17 protein-coding genes are annotated in these 18,943 nt (G+C 63.7%); 10 read left to right on the top strand and 7 right to left on the bottom strand.

Annotated features, from left to right (window positions below):
- Window positions 1-180: 180 nt before the first annotated feature.
- On the top strand, window positions 181-3,960 hold the full coding sequence (locus tag GEV39_RS11925) for a CheR family methyltransferase (protein WP_173889195.1): 3,780 nt from the start codon (window positions 181-183) through the stop codon (window positions 3,958-3,960).
- 19 nt (window positions 3,961-3,979) lie between these two features.
- Here the strand turns inward: GEV39_RS11925 and GEV39_RS11920 are convergent, their stop codons facing one another.
- Window positions 3,980-4,531, bottom strand: a complete 552-nt coding sequence (locus tag GEV39_RS11920) for an ATP-dependent Clp protease proteolytic subunit (protein ID WP_173889193.1) — start codon at window positions 4,529-4,531, stop codon at window positions 3,980-3,982.
- A gap of 193 nt (window positions 4,532-4,724) precedes the next feature.
- On the opposite strand from GEV39_RS11920, the gene GEV39_RS11915 reads away from it, so the two are divergent.
- The 4 genes from GEV39_RS11915 to GEV39_RS11900 are packed head-to-tail and all read left to right on the top strand — an operon-like array spanning window position 4,725 to window position 8,579.
- On the top strand, window positions 4,725-5,642 hold the full coding sequence (locus tag GEV39_RS11915; protein ID WP_173889191.1) for a DUF72 domain-containing protein: 918 nt from the start codon (window positions 4,725-4,727) through the stop codon (window positions 5,640-5,642).
- A gap of 8 nt (window positions 5,643-5,650) precedes the next feature.
- Entirely contained in the window at window positions 5,651-6,424 is a 774-nt protein-coding gene (locus GEV39_RS11910) for an endonuclease/exonuclease/phosphatase family protein (RefSeq protein WP_173891693.1), read from the top strand.
- A complete protein-coding gene (gene clsB / locus GEV39_RS11905) occupies window positions 6,421-7,626 on the top strand; it encodes a cardiolipin synthase ClsB (protein WP_173889189.1) in 1,206 nt (401 codons plus the stop codon). The genes GEV39_RS11910 and clsB overlap by 4 nt, the downstream gene beginning before the upstream one ends.
- Window positions 7,626-8,579 carry a lysylphosphatidylglycerol synthase domain-containing protein gene (locus GEV39_RS11900; protein WP_054913143.1) on the top strand — a complete coding sequence of 318 codons (954 nt, stop codon included), beginning with the start codon at window positions 7,626-7,628 and terminating at the stop codon, window positions 8,577-8,579. Before clsB ends, GEV39_RS11900 begins: the two co-directional genes overlap by 1 nt.
- Window positions 8,580-8,639: 60 nt before the next feature.
- On the opposite strand, the gene GEV39_RS11895 is transcribed toward GEV39_RS11900, so the two are convergent.
- Entirely contained in the window at window positions 8,640-8,864 is a 225-nt protein-coding gene (locus GEV39_RS11895; RefSeq protein WP_173889187.1) for a metallothionein, read from the bottom strand.
- On the bottom strand, window positions 8,861-9,325 hold the full coding sequence (locus tag GEV39_RS11890; RefSeq protein WP_173889185.1) for a phosphotransferase system, HPr-related protein: 465 nt from the start codon (window positions 9,323-9,325) through the stop codon (window positions 8,861-8,863). Before GEV39_RS11890 ends, GEV39_RS11895 begins: the two co-directional genes overlap by 4 nt.
- A 128-nt stretch (window positions 9,326-9,453) precedes the next feature.
- Between GEV39_RS11890 and ligD the strand changes: the two genes are divergently transcribed.
- From ligD to GEV39_RS11865, 5 genes are read left to right on the top strand one after another with little or no spacing between them, the layout of a single operon-like run.
- Window positions 9,454-11,955, top strand: a complete 2,502-nt coding sequence (gene ligD, locus GEV39_RS11885) for a DNA ligase D (protein WP_173889183.1) — start codon at window positions 9,454-9,456, stop codon at window positions 11,953-11,955.
- Window positions 11,956-11,980: 25 nt separating this feature from the next.
- Window positions 11,981-13,024 carry an acyl-CoA dehydrogenase family protein gene (locus GEV39_RS11880; RefSeq protein ID WP_173889181.1) on the top strand — a complete coding sequence of 348 codons (1,044 nt, stop codon included), beginning with the start codon at window positions 11,981-11,983 and terminating at the stop codon, window positions 13,022-13,024.
- Window positions 13,021-13,776 carry a PIG-L deacetylase family protein gene (locus tag GEV39_RS11875; RefSeq protein ID WP_173889179.1) on the top strand — a complete coding sequence of 252 codons (756 nt, stop codon included), beginning with the start codon at window positions 13,021-13,023 and terminating at the stop codon, window positions 13,774-13,776. The genes GEV39_RS11880 and GEV39_RS11875 overlap by 4 nt, the downstream gene beginning before the upstream one ends.
- Before the next feature lie 11 nt (window positions 13,777-13,787).
- Window positions 13,788-14,387: a class I SAM-dependent methyltransferase gene (locus tag GEV39_RS11870; RefSeq protein ID WP_029886191.1), complete on the top strand. Its 600-nt coding sequence runs from the start codon at window positions 13,788-13,790 to the stop codon at window positions 14,385-14,387.
- Window positions 14,384-15,043: a glycosyltransferase family 2 protein gene (locus tag GEV39_RS11865; RefSeq protein ID WP_173889178.1), complete on the top strand. Its 660-nt coding sequence runs from the start codon at window positions 14,384-14,386 to the stop codon at window positions 15,041-15,043. Before GEV39_RS11870 ends, GEV39_RS11865 begins: the two co-directional genes overlap by 4 nt.
- Window positions 15,044-15,066: 23 nt before the next feature.
- Here GEV39_RS11865 and ku read toward each other — a convergent pair whose 3' ends face one another.
- The 4 genes from ku to GEV39_RS11845 form a co-directional block, all read right to left on the bottom strand.
- On the bottom strand, window positions 15,067-15,888 hold the full coding sequence (gene ku, locus GEV39_RS11860) for a non-homologous end joining protein Ku (protein ID WP_173889176.1): 822 nt from the start codon (window positions 15,886-15,888) through the stop codon (window positions 15,067-15,069).
- 95 nt (window positions 15,889-15,983) lie between these two features.
- Entirely contained in the window at window positions 15,984-16,571 is a 588-nt protein-coding gene (locus GEV39_RS11855; RefSeq protein WP_173889175.1) for a 5'-methylthioadenosine/S-adenosylhomocysteine nucleosidase family protein, read from the bottom strand.
- A gap of 80 nt (window positions 16,572-16,651) precedes the next feature.
- Window positions 16,652-17,605, bottom strand: a complete 954-nt coding sequence (locus tag GEV39_RS11850) for a methyltransferase (protein ID WP_173889173.1) — start codon at window positions 17,603-17,605, stop codon at window positions 16,652-16,654.
- A complete protein-coding gene (locus GEV39_RS11845; protein ID WP_173889171.1) occupies window positions 17,605-18,936 on the bottom strand; it encodes an iron-containing redox enzyme family protein in 1,332 nt (443 codons plus the stop codon). The genes GEV39_RS11850 and GEV39_RS11845 overlap by 1 nt, the downstream gene beginning before the upstream one ends.
- Window positions 18,937-18,943 lie beyond the last annotated feature (7 nt).

Here is an 18,943-nt window from a genome sequence, read left to right as displayed (position 1 = left end):
CTGACCGGCGGCCTTAAACACGCCCAGGCCAACTATTTGTGCCCCATTTGCAGGGAGGCCGCACTTTATCGCGCATGCAGCAGTCACAACTGCAGGGTAGCGGCCTATAATCGCCTCACTATCCAGGTGTGACTGTGCAGTCACGCTCCGCCTGTAAGGCTCTTGTACAAGGCTCCGTCAATGAAGTCCTCGCCCAAGCAACCCGCCTCGCCGCAAAATCCTGCACTCAGCCCAAGCCATTTGGACTTTCCGGTGGTGGGCATCGGGGCCTCCGCGGGCGGCCTGGAAGCCATCTGCACGCTGTTTCGGCACATGCCCAGTGACTGCGGCATGGCGTTCGTGGTGGTGCTGCATCTGTCGCCGGATCATCAAAGCGTGGCCGACCGGATCATCCAGGACACCACGCAAATGCCCGTGCGCCAAGTCACCGAACCGGTGCCGATCGAGCGCAACCACGTGTATGTCATCTCCCCGGCCAATCGCCTTTCCACCAATGACGGCTACCTGCGCGTGACCCCCGCCAATCGCCGCCGTGGCGACCACGTGGCCATTGACCTGTTCTTCCGCGACCTGGCCGACGTGCACAAGGACCATGCATTCTGCGTGGTGCTGTCGGGCACCGGCGCCGACGGTGCCGTGGGGCTGTCGCGGATCAAGGAGCAAGGCGGCGTGACCCTGGTTCAAACCCCGGACGATGCCCAGTACGACAGCATGCCCCGGGCTGCCATCGAAACCGGCATGGTCGACCTGGTGCTGCCCGTGGCCGAGATGCCACAAAAGCTGCTGGAGCTGTGGCGTAACGCCCGGCAGGTCCGGCTGCCGGAAATCGAGGATGACACCCTGCCCCCGGCGCTGGGCACCCGCGTTGGCGACGCCCAGGCCAGCGAGCCGCTGCTGGAGGAGATCCTCCTGCAGTTGCGCAGCAACACGGGGCACGATTTCCAGCACTACAAGCGCGCCACCGTGCTGCGACGTATCGAACGTCGCCTGCACGTGACCGGGCAAAGCAACCTCGCCGGCTACTTGCACTACCTCGAGCAGAACCCCGCCGAGTCCACGGCGTTGCTGGCAGACATGCTGATCGGCGTGACCAACTTCTTCCGCGACCGCGAAGCCTTCGAGGCCCTGGAGCGGCATGTGCTGCCGCAGCTGGCCAGCGAGCATGACCCGGTCGACGGCCATGACGAGATCCGCGTCTGGTCGGCCGGCTGCTCGACCGGCGAAGAGGCTTATAGCCTGGCCATGTTGATCTGTGAGCAACTTGCACTGGAGCAGCGCAACCGCAAGGTCCAGGTGTTTGCCACCGACCTCGATGCTCGTGCCATCGGCATCGCGCGCACGGGCGTGTATTCCGAGGCGATCGTGACCGATGTGCCGCCCAGCCGGCTGCGCCAGTTTTTCGTCAAGGAAGACCAGCATTACCGGGTGCGCAAGGAGGTGCGCGAAAAAGTGTTGTTCGCGCGCCACAACCTGCTGTCGGACCCACCCTTTTCGCAAATTGACCTCATTGTCTGCCGCAACCTGTTGATCTACCTCGACCGCGAAGTGCAACGCGACATCCTGTTGATGTTCCACTTTGCCTTGCGCCCCGGCGGCCATCTTTTCCTAGGCTCGTCCGAGTCAGCCGACGTGGTGGGTGAACTGTTCGCACCGGTGGACAAGCGTAACCGGATCTTCCGCGCCCGTGACGTCAGCAATGCCGGGCGCCGGGCCGAGCGGCAGGTGCCTGGCAGTACTGGCGCCAGCCTGCCATTGGACCCGTTGGCCAAGGCCAAGCCTGGGCGCAAGCCCTCTTATGCCGAGCTGCACCACCGCGCCCTGGCCATGCGCATGCCGGCCAGCCTTATCGCGGATGTGGACGGCAATATCCTGCACATGAGCGAAAGTGTCGGGCGCTTCCTGCAACTGGGCGGCGGCGAGCCCAGCCGCAATTTGCTTGGCCTGGTGCTGCCGAGCCTGCGCCTGGCGCTGCGCAGTACGCTGTTCCAGGCGCGCCAAGGCACCGAAGCGGTCACCTCCAGGCCGGTCGACCTGGGCGATGGCCAACAGCCGTTGCAGGTGGAGATCACCGTGCAGCCTTACAAGGACGACGGGCACAACGGCGATTGCCTGCTCGTGGTATTCGAGCAGCGGGCGCCTGACCCTTCCCTGCCACTGCCGGGCGTCATCCGCCAGACCGACAGCATGGTCCTGCACAACCTGGAACGTGAACTCCAGCGTACCCGCCTGCAGCTGCAGGAAACCATCGAGCAGTCGCAGGTATCCAGCGAGGAACTCACGGCTTCCAACGAAGAAATGCAGGCAATCAACGAAGAGCTGCGCTCGGCCAGCGAAGAGCTGGAAACCAGCAAGGAAGAGCTGCAATCCATCAACGAGGAGTTGCTCACCGTCAACTACGAGTTGAAGAACAAGGTGGAGGAGACCGACAAGGTCAACGACTACCTGAGCAACCTGATCGCCTGCACCGAAATCGCCACCGTGTTCGTCGACCGCAACCTGCATATCCGCTGGTTCACGCCGCGCGCCACCGACCTGTTCAACATTTTACCGGTCGATACCGGCCGCTCATTGCTCGACATCACGCACCGCCTGGACTACCCGGCCATGGCCGATGATGCCCGTGCCGTGGCCCAGGGTGAGGCCGTGATCGAGCGGGAAGTTGGCGGCCAGCGCGACCACTGGTACCTGGCACGCCTGCTGCCCTACCGCTCCAGCGAGCAGAAAATCGACGGTACCGTCTTGACCTTCATCGACATCAGCAGCAGCCACGCTGCCGAAGAGCATGTGCGCCTGGGCGAGGAACGCTTGAGCAAGCAGCTGGCGGAATCGCAAACCACCAGCCACATGAAGGATGAGTTCTTCGCCATCATGTCGCATGAACTGAAGCACCCACTGAACCTGATTCAGCTGAACGCGGAAATGCTCCGCCGCCTGCCCTCGATCAAGCAGATCGGCACCGCCAGCAAGGCGGTAGCTACCATCTGCGAGGCGGTTGGCAGCCAGGCCAGGATCATCGACGACCTGCTGGATGTGGCCCGCATCCGTACCGGCAAGCTCAAGCTCAAGACCGAGCCGGTAGACCTTGGCGCCATCCTGCGCGGCATTCACGCTGTGGTGGTGAGCGAGCAACACCCCTGCCTGGTGCGCCTGGAGCTGCCTGCCGACGGCTTGCCAGTGATGATCGAGGGCGATGTCACGCGCCTGGAGCAGATCATCTGGAACCTGCTGAACAATGCCCTGAAATTCAGCCCGGCAGGCAGTGAGATACGCCTGGTGTTGAGTCATGACGAGCAACAGGCACGCCTGCAGGTGATCGACCAAGGCGTAGGCTTGAGCCTCGACAGCCTGGAGCACATCTTCGACCTGTTCAGCCAGGCTCCCCAACTGGCCAACCAGAACCGTGAAGGCCTGGGCATCGGCCTGTCGTTGGTGCGGCAGTTGGTCGAAGCCCAGGGCGGCACCGTGCAGGCCAGTTCGGCCGGTTTGGGCATGGGCTGCACCTTCACCGTTCGCCTGCCCCTGTGCAACGTGCAGTCCCCGCCTTGCGCCGACCTTGCAGAACATTCCAGGGAGGGCCGGCTGCAGGGCGTGCGCGTGCTGCTGGTGGATGACTCGGTCGAGGTATTGGAGATCATGCAAGAGCTGCTGGAAATGGAAAACGCCAGCGTGCGCGCCTTCAGCCGCCCCCGCGAGGCGCTGGAAGCGGCCTCGGGTGAGGAGTTCGACATCATTCTCTCCGACATCGGCATGCCAGTGATGGACGGCCATGCCTTGATCAAGGCGCTGCGCAGCCATGCCCATCTGCGCCACACCCCAGCCATTGCCCTCACCGGCTACGGTGCCAGTGCAGATCAGCACAAGTCGCGCCAGTCCGGCTTCGACCGGCACCTGAACAAGCCGGTCGGCTACGACGAACTGGTGGAGGCCATCGAAACCTTGAGCGGCACTGTGCCGTACTGATGGCCGACCGGTATGAACCTCAGGCGTGCACGCTCCACTGGTTCATGTCCAGCGTGATCGGCATCTCGTCGATGGCATGGATCACGCCACTTTGCAGAGCCTCCTGCGGCCCCAGAATCCGCGGGTACGCCATCAGGTAGCGCGGTACATCCAGCACCTCGGGCGCACCTTGTGTGCGCTCGGCCACAATCTGCGCATACAGCTGCAGGTCGTAATCCAGGCTCATCGCATATTCCGCCATGCGTGAATGGTCGACCGAGCCATGCAAGGTCCAGTGAAACGGGTGGAACAGGAACTTGCTGTAGCTGCATGCCGTGCGCCACTCCCCGGCCAGGAACAGGATATTACCCATGGACTCGACGGTGCCCAGGTTATGCGTATGCACCGGCACCGGTAGCGCCCGCAGGAAGTTGTACAGGGTAAAACCGTAGCTGCACTCGCCGCCCATGGTAGCGATGTTCAGTTGCAGCACCTCGGCGCCCTGCTGCAACGCCTTTGAGCAGGTATTGATCATGTTGCCGCAGGTCGATGAATTGATCGGCCCGGTGAAATGAATGATGTGTCTGGCCATGCTTGCCTCCAGCGTTGGCAGGTCAATTCCTGGGCTTGCGCGCCTGGGCGCTTACCCGGTGGAATCGTCTGCGCCGGCAAAGTTCAACCTGTCAGGACCGCTCCCGTTGGTCAAACGCGGTGAACCCTTGGCCCTCTGCGCCAGTCGCACCTTCACAGTAACCGAACAAGGAACCGGTGATGAGGACGACAGCGTGAGCGATATCCGCATCGGCATTTCCGGGTGGCGCTATGGCCCCTGGCGCAAGGACTTCTACCCCAAAGGCCTGCGCCAGGACGATGAACTGGCGTTCGCCTCGCGGGCCGTGAACAGCATCGAGATAAACGGCTCGTTCTACAGCTTGCAAACCCCAGAGCGTTACCTGCGCTGGCGTGATGAAACGCCGGATGGCTTCGTTTTCGCAGTCAAGGGGCCACGGTACATCACCCATGTGCGGCGCCTTAAGGAAATTGAAGAGCCGGTGGCCAACTTCTTCGCCTCCGGTCCATTGCTGCTCGGCGACAAGCTTGGGCCTTTTCTGTGGCAGTTTCCACCGAACATGAAGTTTGACGAAGAGCGTTTTGCCCGGTTTTTGCAGTTGCTGCCACGTGACCGCAAAGCTGCGCGTGAATGCGCCCGGGGCTGTGCCGAACGGCTGCGCGACAATGGCGGCCTTGCAATCACCGGTAATGTACGTTTGCGCCACGCGGTGGAAATACGCCACGAGAGTTTTCTTTGCGAGGCGTTCATCAAGCTGCTGCGCAAGCACCGTGTTGCGCTGGTGGTTGCGGACAGTGCCGGCAAGTGGCCGCATGCCGAAGATGTGACCGCCGACTTCGTGTACATGCGCCTGCACGGCGACGTGGAGCTCTACAGCAGCGGCTATACCGCGCGCGCGTTACGCCGCTGGAAACAGCGCATCCTGCACTGGAGCCAAGGCAGTCAGGCAGACGACGCGCACCTGATCGTGCCGGGGCCGCCACCCCGGCGTGCGGCCCGTGACGTGTACTGTTACTTCGACAATGACCAGAAGGTCCATGCACCCTACGACGCCCGCCGCTTGCTGCAGAAGCTGTCGCTGGACCATGAATTGATGACCGAACCGGGCGTTGTGCCGGAGGTGGCCTTGTGAACGAACCCATGACTGCTTTGCCGCGCAGCACCGATCAGTCCACCGCCGTGCGCCGCTTGAACGTACTCACGCTGAACGTGCACAAGGGGTTCACCTTCTTCAATCGCCGCTTCATCCTGCCTGAGCTGCGTGAAGCGGTGCGTGCCACCGGCGCAGACCTGGTGTTCCTGCAGGAAGTGCATGGCAGCCATCAGCAACATGCCTTGCGCCACCCGGCCTGGCCTGATACCCCGCAATATGAATTCCTTGCCGACAGCATGTGGCCCCAGTTCGCCTATGGCCGCAATGCCGTGTATCCGCAAGGTGACCACGGCAACGCCTTGCTGTCCAAATTTCCCATCAAACGCTTCAACAACCTCGATGTGTCGGTGCAAGGCAAGGAACAACGCGGCCTGCTGCATTGCCAACTCGAGGTCCCAGGGCACGCCCAGGTGCACGCTATTTGTGTGCACCTGGGCCTGCGCGAAGCGCACCGGCAAAGCCAGATCCAGCTGTTGCTCGACCTGCTGGCCAGCCTGCCGCCGCAAGCCCCGGTCATCGTCGCCGGCGATTTCAACGACTGGCGCCTGAAGGCAGACGCCGTGTTGGGCGAGCACCTGGTAGAGGCCTTTGGCGAGCGCTTCGGCACCCCGGCACGCAGCTTCCCGGCGCGTCTGCCGCTGCTGCGCCTTGACCGCATCTACCTGCGCAACGCCATGCCGAGCGCCGCCCAGGTACTGTCGAATTACCCGTGGTCGCACCTTTCCGACCACGCACCATTGGCCGCGGAGATTCACCTGTGAACAGACCTTGGGTAGAGGGCAACAACGTAAAGTTGCTGATCAACGGCGAGCAGTATTACCCCTGCGTGTTCGAGGCCATGGCCCGTGCCCAGGAGGAAATCCTGCTGGAAACCTTCATCATTTTCGACGACAAGGTCGGCCGGCAACTGCAGCAGGCGCTGATAGATGCGGCGCGCCGCGGCGTGCGTGTCGAGGTGGTCGTGGACGGCTATGGTACCGGTGACTTGCCCGCGCCATTCATCGCTGCCATGACAGATGCCGGGGTGAGTTTCCACGCCTTCGACCCGCAGCCGCGCCTGGTGGGCATGCGTACCAACCTGTTCCGGCGCCTGCACCGCAAGATCGTGGTCATCGATGGCGAGCGGGCCTTCATTGGCGGCATCAACTACAGCGCCGATCACCTGGGCGACTTCGGCCCCATGGCCAAGCAGGACTATGCCGTCGAGGTAACCGGGCCGGTGGTGGCACAGGTGCATGCCGCCAGCAAGCGCCTGATGTCGCCGGTGCTGCAGGAGCCAAGCGCCGTGCGGCCGTTGACCGAGCCCGCCGGGGCCACCACCGCCGTGCTGGTAGAGCGTGACAACGGCGTGCGCAGGACAGCCATCGAAAGCCAGTACCTGCAGGCGTTTCGCGGTGCCAAAGAACGTATCGTGGTGGCCAATGCCTACTTCTTCCCCGGCTACCGGCTACTGCGCGAGTTGCGCAACGCTGCCCGGCGAGGGGTGGCTGTACACCTGATCCTGCAAGGGCAGCCAGACATGCGCTGGGTCCGTGCGCTGTCGCGGTTGCTGTACAACTACCTGCTGCGCGATGGCGTGGTCATTCATGAATACTGCAAGCGGCCCTTGCACGGCAAAGTGGCGCTGGTGGACGACGAGTGGGCGACCGTGGGTTCCAGCAACCTCGACCCGCTGAGCCTGTCGCTGAACCTGGAAGCCAACCTGTTCATCCGCGATCGCGCTTTCAACCAGCTGCTCGGCGAGCACCTGCAGTCACTTGCGCACGAGCAGTGCAAGCCGGTGACCCTGGAACGCATGATCCGTGGCTACTGGTGGCGGGCACCGCTGATATTCGCTTGCTTCCATGCGGCGCGCCATTTCCCGCGCATCGCCGGCTGGTTGCCGGCACACCGCCAACGGCTGCGCTCGCTGCAGCCAGACGTCGAGGCCCCGGCCGGCGACCTGCACGAGGGCAATACCTGATGGCACGGACAACCTGGCAAACCTGGGCCAAGCGCGTATTGACGGTGGCGTTCCTGATCCTGATCCCTGTGCTGCTGTACCAATTGGCCCGCAACCTGGACTGGAACGAAGTGCGCCAGTCGCTGCTCGCTTACAAGCCTGGAACGCTGGTGGTGGGCCTGGCAATTGCGGTGTGCAGTTACCTGACGTTCGCCAGCTACGACTTGCTGGCCCGCGCCTACACCGGTCATCAGTTGCCCGCCCGGCAAGTGCTGCCGGTCGCCTTCGTGTGCTACGCGTTCAACCTCAACTTCACCACCTGGGTCGGCGGGGTTGCCTTGCGCTACCGCCTGTATGGGCGCCTGGGGCTCGATACCCCTACCATCACGCGCATTCTCACGCTGGGCCTGCTCACCAACTGGATGGGCTACATGCTGCTGGCCGGCAGTGTGTTCGCCCTGGGTCTGGTCGAACTGCCGGGCAACTGGGCGGTGGGCACCACAGGGCTGCGCCTGATCGGCGTGCTGTTGCTGGCGATTACCGCGGCGTACCTGCTGGCCTGTGGCCTGGCCAAGAAGCGCACGTGGCGCTGGCGCGAGCACGAAGTCACTTTGCCAACCCTGCGCCTTGCACTCTGCCAGGTAGCGCTGGGGGCCAGCAACTGGGCATTGATGGCGCTGCTGATTTACTGGTTGCTGCCGGGCGACGCCTTCTACCCCGCGATCCTCGGGATCCTGTTGATCAGTTGCGTGGCAGGCGTGGTTGCACATATCCCGGCGGGCCTGGGTGTGCTGGAAGCGGTGTTCCTCGCCCTGCTGCACGGTCAGATGGCGCAGGGCACGCTGGTAGCCGCGCTGTTAGGCTATCGCACCCTGTACTACCTGATACCGCTGGTGGTTGCGATCGTGACTTATCTGGTGCTTGAGAAGCGCGCCAAGGTCATGCGCCAGCGCGACAATTCGGTGCAAACCTGATGGTGCGGGGCAGGCGCGGTTAACGTCGGCGCGGCCTGGTGCCGCGCCAACAAGGCCACCTCAAGGGGAAATCGGGTCGCTCGCCGGGAAGGTTTCATCCAGCGCATTGTCTACGGCATTCTCGTCCGGTTTTTCGCTGCAATGGCACCCTTGCATCCTGCATGCCTCGCCATGGCCATGGCCGTTGGCGCAGGCCTCACAGCAATAGGCCTTGCCGTCACGCTGCAAGGCATTGGCATCCACGGTGCAGGAACAATCGGTACAGGCACAACGTTGCTGGTTCATGATCTGCTCTCCTCGTCATCGATCACATCATCGGTCCAGGGTTCGCCGTCAAGCGGCGCGGAACGTGCCAGTTCGGCTTCGTCCAGCCCAAAGCCGCCACCGATTTCGTCGGCATCCACTTCACGCAGGTCCATGTCAGCCGGGCCGTCGCCGCCGCCGGGCTCGTGCGGGTCACGGGCGCCGGTTTCATCCAGCAGGGTGTCCGGGCTCAGGTCGTCGTAGGTGACGTTGTCTTCATGCAGGCTGTCGCTCAGCGCTTCGCCACCCGTCATGCCGCTTTCGGCAACACGCTCTGGTGGGAATTCGCGCTCGATCTCGCTCGCCGGGCGCTCATCCCCTACCCGTCCATGGCGTTCGTCCAGGCGCTCATCGAAGTCCAGTTCGTGCACGCTGCCCATGCGGTCCTCGGTGTCGTCGATCTCGGTTGGGGTATAGGGCTTGGGATCTTCTGTTCGGGCCATGTACGTTCTCCGTCAGTTGGCTGCATTCGGTCGACTGCATCCGGCGGCCGAAGATTCAGAGTTTTTTGAACTCCACGCGTGCCCGGCGCCTCCCAGCTCTACAGAGAGCGATTCGCCCGGAGCCGGACATGGCCAAGCCCCTGCAGGAATACGCGCGCAAGCGCGACTTCAACGCAACGCCCGAGCCCAGTGGCAAACGCAGCCGTGGCAAAAAAGCCCATGCGCTGCAGTTCTGCATTCAGAAACACGACGCCAGCCACCTGCATTACGATTTCCGCCTGGAGTTGGACGGTACGTTGAAGAGCTGGGCGATCCCCAAAGGCCCGTCGCTGGACCCGAAAGTGCGCCGCCTGGCCGTGCACGTCGAGGACCACCCGCTGGACTATGCCGATTTCGAGGGCCATATCCCTGAAGGCCACTACGGGGCGGGCGATGTCATCGTGTGGGATCGCGGCATCTGGGAGCCGGAGGGTGACGCCCATGAGGGTTATGCCAAGGGCAAGCTCAAGTTTCGCTTGCAAGGCGAAAAACTGTCGGGGGTGTGGAACCTGTTCCGCACTCACCTGGCTGGCAAGAAAGAACAATGGATGCTGGTCAAATCCCACGATGCCCAGGCCCGAAGCGAAACCGAGTACAGCATCGTCGACGCGCAGCCCGACAGTGTGCTCAGTGACCGCACCCTGATCCCCCGCAAGCCGGCAGCCAAGCAAACCGCCGCCAAGCAGCGGGCTACCCGCAAGCGGCCCGGCAAGGCCCGCCAGGCCGCATTGCCGAACCAGTTGCAGCCACAGCTGGCCACCTTGGTGGACACGCCGCCCCAAGGCGACTGGCGCTATGAAGTCAAGTTCGATGGCTACCGCATCCTGGCCCGCATCGAGGGCGACGATGTGCGGCTATTCACCCGCAATGGCCATGACTGGAGCAGCAAGATGCCCCGCCAGATCGCGGCACTGCGCGCGCTGGGCATCGATTCGGCCTGGCTGGATGGCGAAATGGTAGTGGCCGACGAAAATGGCGCAGCGGACTTCCAGGCGTTACAGAACGCCTTCGACACCGAGCAGGACGAGCACATCACTTACTACGTGTTCGACCTGCCCTTTCTGGGTGGCCAGGACCTGCGTCAGGCGCCGCTACAGGATCGCCGCGAAACGCTGAAAACCCTCCTCGATCACGGCGCGTCAGACGTACTCAAATATTCCGCCGACTTCGACGAACCGGTCGACGCCCTGCTGGCCAGCGCCTGCCGCCTGGAACTCGAAGGGCTGATCGGTAAACGTGCAGACAGCCCCTACAGCGGCCGGCGGAGCGCGGACTGGATCAAGCTCAAATGCAAGCAGCGCCAGGAGTTCGTGCTGGTTGGCTACACCGACCCCAAAGGCAGCCGCAGCGGTTTCGGGGCCCTGCTGCTGGCCTTGCACGACCCGGACAGTGGCGAGCTGCGCTATGCCGGCAAGGTTGGTACCGGCTTCACGGCTGCCACCCTGGCCAGCATCCATACCCGCCTGCAGCCACTGGAAATTGCCAAGCCCGCCGTGGCCCGCCCGCCCAGCGGCGCAGAAGCCCGGGGTGTGCACTGGCTGAAGCCGCAGCTGCTGGCTGAAGTGGCGTATGCCCAGATGACCCGCGACGGCATTGTGCGCCATTCGGTCTTCCATGGCCTGCGCGATGACAAGCCCGCCACCGCCATCGACCTGGAACGCCCCATGCCCACCAAGACCACGCCCCGCCGCAAACGCGGCAAAGCAGCGCCCCTTTCGGAGGACCTGCATCTTACCCACCCTGACCGGTTGATCGACGCTACCACGGGCATGACCAAGCGCGATGTGGCCGAGTATTACGCCGCCGTCAGCCAGTGGTTGCTACCCCAGATCCAGCACCGCCCGGTGGCATTGGTGCGCGCACCCGATGGCCTGGCCGGTGAGCTTTTCTTCCAGAAGAACGCCAGCCAGCTGCACCTGCCCAATGTGCTGGAATACGACAAGGCCCAGGCCGGCCAGGCGGCCATGGTCATCAACCGCGCCGATACCCTGCTGGGCGCGGTGCAGATGAACATGCTCGAGCTGCACAGCTGGAACGCCACTGACAAGGACTTCGACAAGCCCGACCGCTTCGTGCTCGACCTCGACCCTGACCCGGCGCTGCCCTGGAAGGCCATGCTGGAAGCCACTCAACTCACCCTCACCCTGCTCGACGAGCTTGGCCTGAAAGTGTTCCTCAAGACCAGCGGCGGCAAGGGCATCCACTTGGTAGTACCGCTGACCCGCCGCGCGGGTTGGGACGAGGTCAAGGCTTTCAGCCATGCCATCGTCGAGTACCTGGCCAAGCTGTTCCCGGACCGCCTCAGCGCTGTTTCAGGGCCCAAAAACCGCATCGGCCGCATCTTCATCGACTATCTGCGCAACGCTAGGGGGGCAACAACCGCGTGCGCCTATTCCCTGCGTGCGCGGGAAGGCCTGCCGGTGTCGGTGCCCATCTGGCGGGAGGAACTGGCCACGCTCAAGGCCGCCAACCAATGGAACATCGCCAACCTGCCCGCGCGCCTGGCGGAGGTTGACGACCCGTGGGCGGACCTGGGCAAGGTCCGCCAGTCCATTACCGCGCGCATGCGCAAACAGCTGGGGCTTGCCTAGTGGCCACGCATCAGGAGACCCGCCCATGAGCATCGTCCAGGACTTCAACCTGACCCACTTCGACCGCCTACTGCGTACATTCGGTGATCGTCAGCAACCCCTCAACCTCGACACTCAGTTGCCTCAGCTGATGCAGGCGTTGCAGGCCGACCACCTGGACCTGCTGCCGTTGCCAGGCCAGGGCAATACCTTGCGCCGTTGGCAGACGTTGGCCCGCGTGGCGGGTTGCGACCTGTCCCTGGCCAAACTGTATGAAGGCCACACCGATGCCCTGGCGATTCTGGCGGAGTGCGCAGCTGCGCATTACGTGGCAGAAGGCATTTGGGGCGTGTGGGCCGCCGAGCCACCTGATGCCCGCGCGGTCATAACCTCCCGCGACGGCGACAGGGTACGTTTGCAAGGCACCAAAGCCTGGTGTTCCGGGGCGTTGCAGATCGACCGGGCACTGCTCACGGCCTGGGATGAGCAGGGTCAGCAGCAGTTGGTCGCCATCGAACTGTCGCAGCCTGACCAGGGGCTGAACATCGAGCACTGGCAAGCCGTGGGCATGGCTACCACGGCCAGCGTCGAGGTCACCTTCGATAACACCCCGGCAACGCTGATCGGCAAACCTGGCCAGTACCTGGCGCGCCCTGGTTTCTGGCACGGCGGCGGCGGTATCGCCGCGTGCTGGTATGGTGCGGCCGAGGCCCTGGCCGACTACCTGCGCGAGTATTGCCGCAAGCCGCGGCCCGACCCACATGCCGATGCCCACCTCGGGGCGGTGGACGCCGCTTTGTATGGTGCGCGTGCGGCGCTGCGTGAATGCGCCGCCTGGGTCGACCGGCAGCCGGGTGCAGATGCCAGTTTTGAAGTGCGGCGCACCCGCGCCCAGGTTGAGCAGGCCGTGGAGCAGGTCATCAGCCATGTAGGGCGGGCGCTGGGTGCCACACCGTTCTGCCGCAACAGCCACTTCGCCCGTTTGAGCGCCGATTTGCCGGTGTATCTGCGCCAGAGCCACGCGGAGCGTGACCTGGCAGCGCTGGGCCAACAGCTGGCGCAGGTGCCGGCAGGGGCGTGGCAGCTATGAGTGTCAACTTGATCCAGGCCAGCAGCGGCACCCCTTGGGCCGATTGGCAACAGGCCGCCCACCTGGCCCGGGCCACTTGGCTCGACCCCGCCCGGCTCTGCCCGCCCGGGCGCCGCCTGGTGATGATCGCGCCCCACCCGGATGACGAGATCCTCATGGCAGGCGGCCTGCTGAGCCGTTTCAAAGGCCGTGAAGCCGACTTGGTGCTGATTTCCGCAACCGATGGTGAAGGCAGCCACCCTGGCTCAACCCAGTGGAGCGAGCATCGCCTGCGTCGCCAACGCCCCCAGGAAAGTCGCCTGGCCTTGCAGCAGCTTGACCTGGACCCGAGCCGCGTGGACTGGCGCCGGCTCAACCTCAAGGACGGCCAATTGCCGCGAGAGGAAGCGTTCCTCGTCAGCCATCTGACTCAATTGTTGCGCCCGGACGACCTATTGATGGCTACCTGGCGCAATGACGGTCATTGCGACCACGAGGCCGTCGGGCGCGCCGCCGCCCACGCGGCATTGGCGCGGCAAGTGCAACTGGCCGAGGTCCCGGTCTGGGCCTGGCACTGGGCGCAACCCGACGACCCTCGCCTGCCCTGGCCCCGTGCCCACCGCCTGCAGCTGGATGAAGCCCGGTTGGCGCGCAAGCGCAAGGCCCTGGCCGCCCATGCCAGCCAGTTGCAGGCCGACGGTGAGCGGCCGCCGGTGCTACCGGCAAACCTGCTGGATTGCCTGCTGCAACCTTTCGAACTGGTGTTCCTTTGACTGGAGTTGTCATGAGCCTCGACCCACAGTATTTCGCCGACTTGTATGCGACCAATGAAGACCCGTGGGCTTTTCGCACCCGTTGGTACGAGAAGCGCAAGCGCGAGCTGGTCATGGCCAGCCTGCCCCGTCAATGCTACCAGCGGGTATTCGAACCAGCCTGCGCCAACGGCGAGTTAAGTGCACTGCTGGCCGAACGCAGCGGGGAACTGCTATGCCAGGACCTCGATCCCACCGCCGTGGGGCTGGCCCGCGAACGCTTGGCTCAGGTGCACAATGCGTCTGTGGAACTGGCGCGGCTCCCGGCAGACTGGCCTGGTGGGCGCTTCGACCTGATCGTGCTGAGCGAGGTGGGCTACTACCTGGACCCCACCGACTGGCTGCAAGTCATCGAACAAGCGGTCGCCAGCCTGTCTTACGACGGCGGCCTGCTGGCATGCCACTGGAAGCACCCCATTGTCGGTTGCCCGCAGGATGGGCGTGAAGTGCATCGCATGCTGGCCCGCCACCTGCCCCTCTACAAGCAGTTCCAGCATGATGAAGCGGACTTCGTGCTCGAGTACTGGTCAGCCCAGCCCAGTGTGGTCGACCTTGACGAGACTTGCCCATGATCGCCGTCGTGATTCCGGCCCATAACGAAGCCCGCCGCCTCGGCCGTTGCCTGCGTGCGGTGCTGATCGCCGCCGTGCAGGCACAGCAGGCTGGCCATCGGGTCGAGGTGCTGGTCGTGCTCGACCGCTGCAGCGATGGCAGCGCCGGCGTGGCGCGGCGTTTTGGTGTGCAGGTGCTGGAGGTGGAGGCTGGCAGTGTTGGCATGGCCCGGCGGGTGGGCGCGGCGCACATGGTCGACCGTGGTGCGCGGTGGCTGGCCTGTACCGATGCCGACAGCCGGGTACCGGGGCACTGGTTGTTGTCGCAACTGGCCTGCAGTGCCGAGGTTGTCTGTGGCACGGTACACGTCGAGTACTGGCAGCCGTGGCAGACGGCCGCCCTGCGCCAGCTCTACCAAAGCCGCTACGAGCAGCGCGAGGGGCACCGGCACATTCATGGCGCCAACCTCGGCGTGTGCGCCGACGCCTATGCGCGGGTCGGCGGCTTCCAGCCCTTGGCCGCCCATGAAGATGTGCAACTGGTCAACGACCTGCAAGCCAGTGGCGCGCAGATCGTCTGGACGGCCCGGCACAGCGTAGCCACCAGCAGCCGCCGCGACAGCCGCGCCCGGGAAGGTTTTGGCGATTACCTGGAGGGGCTACAGGCTCTGGTTTGATCGAAGCGCTTGTGGGGCCTCGATCAGGAGGCCTTGCGCGGCTTTTTCGCCGGCTTCTTGCCGCCGAGGCTGCGTTTTAGCAGCTCGGTAAGGTCGAGGATATCCGCACCTTTCTCGGCGCTGGCGGCCTTGCCTTTCTCGACCGTGGCGATCTTGCCCTTGCTGGCCTTTTCTTCCACAAGGTCCAGAATGGTCTGGCGGAAGGCGTCATGATAGTCCTCGGGCTTCCACGGCCCGCTCATGTCTTCGACCAGCCGCTTGGCCATGTCCAGTTCGCGCTTGTCGACCTTGGTGTCGGTCACACTGCTGTCCAACTCCAGGGTCTCCAGCCCGCGCACTTCCTCGGGCCAGCGCAAAGTGATCATCACCAGCGCGTCATCCAGAGGGCGCAGCAGCGCCAGGTGCTGGCGAGTGTGCAGCACCACCGTAGCCAGCGCCACCTTGCCGGTTTTTTCCAGGGTCTCGCGCAGCAATGCATAGACTTTGCCGCCGCGCCGGTCGGGGGTGAGGTAATACGGCGTATCGAAGTGCTGCAGGGGTATCTCGCCAGCTTCGACAAAGGAAAAGATATCGATCGTCTGGGTGGCTTCAGGGCGAGCCTTGCGGATCTCCTCCTCGCTGATCACCACGTAGCGACCTTTCTCGTACTCCACGCCTTTGACGACGTTGTCTTTGTCGATTTCCTTGCCGGTGACCTTGTTCACCCGTTTGTAGCCCACCGGCTCCATGCTGCGCTTGTCCAGCCAGTCAAAATCCACCCGTTCGGTGCGCACCGCAGTGTTGAGGGCCACGGGGATATGCACGAGGCCGAAGCTGATAGCGCCTTTCCAGATTGCCCGAGCCATGACACTGCTCCAAAGTTGCCTGTCGATACCAACAGTGACTGCGCCGGGTGGTGAAGGTTTAATGGGGTTGCTCTACGGTACCCTGCACCCGGCGATCAGGTCGCGCTGAACAGCACCCGCCTGAAGGCGTCGGCGGCCAGGTGGACCTGTACTGCCCAATCACCCGCGGCTTCGCTGCCAGCGTCATCGGAGATGTACTTCAGGCACACGAACGGAATACCTTCGCTGCGGGCGATCAAGGCCAGCACGTAGGCTTCCATGTCGACCACGTCGTAAGGCGCATCGCCGTGGTTGGTTTCGAAGCTGTCGCCACTGCCGCAGGTTTCCAGCGCCAGGCCGGGTATGGCCGCACCGTGTTCGAGTAGCACCGGGGTATTCGCCAGTGGCGTCTCGTAACGGGCGAAGCCCAACGGCGTCACATCCATGTCGCGCTGCACGAAACGGTTGCAGCACACGACAGCGCCTTTGCCGTGGCGCTGGCTGCCAGCAGAACCCAGGTTGACGATCAGCCTGGGGCGGCGCACAGCGATAGCCTTGGTCAAGGCGATAGCGGCATTGACCTTGCCGATACCCGTGAACACGGTGTTCACCTCGCGGAACACGTCCCCCGCTTCGGCTTCTAGGGCGAAGACGAACAAGGTGTCATCCAGGGAGATATCGGGGAATTGCGTGGTCAGCATCATGGCACGGATGGTCCGAGTGGCGGCAAGGGGCGCGCCATTGTCGGGCAACTCCGGCTAATTGCAAGTGCGCGGTACCACTTCTACAGCCGCGTAACCGTCAGGGCTACGGCGGCTATCCGTTCCACGGCTTCATAACCCGGCTCAGCCAGCTGTTCTCCGAACACATCAGGATCGATTTCACGATATACCCAAGAGCACGTGGGGCCTGCCAGGCGCAGACGAACAGCCTCGAGCAAGGGATCACGCCCGTCCACGATCGCCACACCGGTATACAACAGCAATGAGCCGCCCGGGCTTAGCCGCTCGCGAGCCTGTTCGACAATCCGCAACGACAACTCTGCCCCCAGAGGGCCTCCACCATGACGATAGGTGCGCTCGCCCACATCGAGCATGTAAGGCGGGTTGGCGACTATCAGGTCGAAGCAGCCGATGACATCATCGAGCAGGTCACTGCGCTTTACCGAAACATTGTCTACGCCCGCGAGCGCGGCATTGACGGCGGTGTAGCGCAGGGCAAGCGGGTTGATATCCAGCGCAGAAACCTGCGCATGGTGCGCCGCACGCGCGATCAGCAACGCGCCGATGCCGGTTCCACAGCCAATGTCTACGGCATGCTCAACCCGGTTGGGGGTGTGTCGCAGGTGGTCATGGATGACCTGGGCGAAGCGGTAGCTGTCTGGGCCGAAGAACACCGCGTCCGCGGCCTCGGTCGGGTAGGCGGAGTGGACCAGTAACAGGTCATCCAGCGTGGACCAGCGCACGGTGCTACGCCACATATCACCCGGCGCAGCAGTGAGGCCCCCCGCTTGGCTCAGCTGGGCCATTTGTTCGCCACTGAACAGTCCGGCGCTGAACGGCCGGCTCCAGCCGAACACATCCCGCAGCGTTCGTGCCTGCTCGCCTGCACACCGGGCCATAACCCGCGCGTGGGTGGCCGGTGTCACGCAGGTAAACCGATAGCCATCGGCGCGCAGGCGCCGGCCCAACTGCACTAATGCACCGTCACTGGCCAGGCGTTGAGGGTCGTTGATCATCAGCGCGGTTCCTCCTGGAACATGCCTGTGGCTTGCAGATAGGCACGAGTGGCCTGCAGCCCATCAGGCGTGGCGTGGTGGTTGCCGGCCATGCGTGCGATCAGCGCATCGATATCATACGCGTCGACCTCCACGGCCGCATCATCGGAGCCTACCGGCAGCTGCCAGCTCCCGGGGAGTACGCGCCGGACGCGCGACTGCCAACCTGCCGCGATCCAGTCGTGCCACAACTGCTTTTCATAGGCGGTGAACACGCCGTACATTGGCGCTGAAGGCCCTTCCACGAGTGACCACCAGCGGCTCTGTGCGGGCGCCTCGCCCCGCCGGATCCAGCCCTGCGCCTGCAGGGCCTGGAGAAATTGCGGCATGGCCCCAGGTTCAGCCAACCATTGGTTGATAGTGCGCCCCTGTAGCCGGCAACGGTCTGAGTGCATGAACTGGCCAAACTGACGCTTCTGCTCCAAGGCCTGAACCAGTGCTGTTTCCAGGTCGAAAAGGCTGATCAGGCTGGGGGTATCGAGCCCCAGGTCATTCAGGCGGTAGCCGCGCCGTACGCGCTGATAGAATGCGCAGGCGTCATGGGGGGGACAGAGCTGGCGTAAAGCCTGGATAGACAAGTGGGCATGGCCGCTGGCAGCGTTGTCGATCGTGACATGCAATTGGAAATACTGGCCGTCGATCCCCAACTCAGCGAGTTCGTAGGTGGTGATCAGCAAATGCAACGGCGGTTGTTCGTAACCGAGGTTGTAACCGATCAGCTCAGGGAGGAAGTCCTCACCGTAGCGGCCCAGTGCCAGCTGCAGTGCCCCCTGCAAATATCGCTCGTCTTCAAGCTGCAATGGCTCCAGGCAACCCAGGCGGCTCAGCAGCCGCTGATAGATCGCAACATGGTTACAGCGCGCATCACCGCCGCCCAATTCTTCCAGGTAAGTCCGGATCAACCCGTGGTAGCGCGGGTCTGCCCAATGCCGCAATGTGCTGTGCAACCACGCACCGTCAACCGCCTTGGTCGGTGCCACCTGCTGCAGGAACCATAGCGCTTGCGCGCGCGTGGCAAAATAGCGACGTGGCCCACCTTGCTGGCGTTGTGCCAAGTAGGCGGCAAAACCTTGAGCTACTTGCCCGGCGTGGCGCGCGCTCCAGGCTTCAAGCTCCACGGGGTCGGCTGGCAGGTCATCCGGCAAGTGTCTGGCACGCTCCAGTTGCTCATTCAACCAGTCGGCGCCAGTGATGTCAGTGCCTGCCAGCAAGGCTTGGTAACGCTGTTGCAGGCTGGTTGTGGCCAGTGAGGCCGGAACTGTCGCGGCGGTCTTGCGGGTCATGACCGTCATGCCGTTT

The organism is Pseudomonas sp. NY5710, assembly GCF_013305665.1.
In the GTDB taxonomy this organism is placed as follows: Bacteria; Pseudomonadota; Gammaproteobacteria; order Pseudomonadales; family Pseudomonadaceae; genus Aquipseudomonas; species Aquipseudomonas juntendi.
This window is presented reverse-complemented; position numbering and strand designations above follow the sequence as displayed.